Below are 842 nucleotides of genomic sequence, written 5' to 3' on the forward strand. Positions count from 1 at the left end.
TGACCTCGAACCCGCGCTGCTCGAGAATCTCGTAGGCTGGGATCCAATAGACCCCGGTGGATTCCATCGCAACACTCGTCACGCCGCAGGCTTTGAACCAGTCTGCCAGATCATGCAGGTCCTGCGTAAATGTGCCGAACGCACGTACCGGCGTGTCAGTGCAGGCCGGGTTGACCGCCGCCATGTGCATTTTTGATCCGATGTCGACGGCGGCGGTGCCAACATTGACCGGATTCAATTCCGGGCGGTCACTGGTCGTCTTCTTGGGCATCGCAAATCCTCCATCCGATAGTGGGCAGGAGGGTCTGGGCTATGCCAATCGTCATCTTCCTAATCGGGATCACCGCAGGAACGGCGTCACCACTCTCAAGTTCGCATGCACCCATGGACCACGTTTTTTAACGGGGATTGTGCCCTCCAATAAGCTGACGGCCGCTACCCTCCGAGATCGAGGATAGCATTGGGCTGTTTCTGCCGCGCGCAGGCGGGCAACGGCCCGCGACAGTTTTTTAAAATGTCGCGCTCCATGCGCAGCCGTTCGTTCTCTTGGCGCAGCCGGGCGATCTCCGAAGCCTGGACCGCCGGCATCGGCGTCGCCTGCGTGGTGGGGTGCCACGCCGCCGATGCCGGCTGCTGGCGGAGCTTGTCAACCCAGCGCCGCAGCACCGAGTCGCGCAGACCGAGTTCCTTGACGACAGACCCAATGGAGCGCCCGCTTGACAATACCAGCTCGACGGCCTGCCGCTTGTACTCTTCGGTAAATGATCGACGTTGACGTTCCATTCGACACCTCCGGGCTCAACGAGCCTACTACAGGTGTCCACTCATTCGGAGGAGGTTCA

1 protein-coding gene and 1 pseudogene are annotated in these 842 nt (G+C 60.6%); both read right to left on the reverse strand.

Annotation, left to right across the window (positions count from 1 at the left end; translation table 11 throughout):
• Positions 1–271, reverse strand: a pseudogene (locus RAD10_RS41440) (IS110 family transposase); the annotation flags it as partial.
• A 164-nt stretch (positions 272–435) separates the two neighbouring features.
• Positions 436–783 (reverse strand): transposase, encoded by a 348-nt coding sequence (locus tag RAD10_RS41445; protein ID WP_461621975.1) that lies wholly within the window; start codon positions 781–783, stop codon positions 436–438.
• Positions 784–842: the final 59 nt, after the last annotated feature.

This window comes from Bradyrhizobium sp. 23AC (assembly GCF_054863025.1).

Excerpts from the sequence above, each read along its gene's own strand:
- RAD10_RS41445 (WP_461621975.1), bottom strand. The coding sequence starts at position 783 with ATGGAACGTCAACGTCGATCATTTACCGAAGAGTACAAGCGGCAGGCC.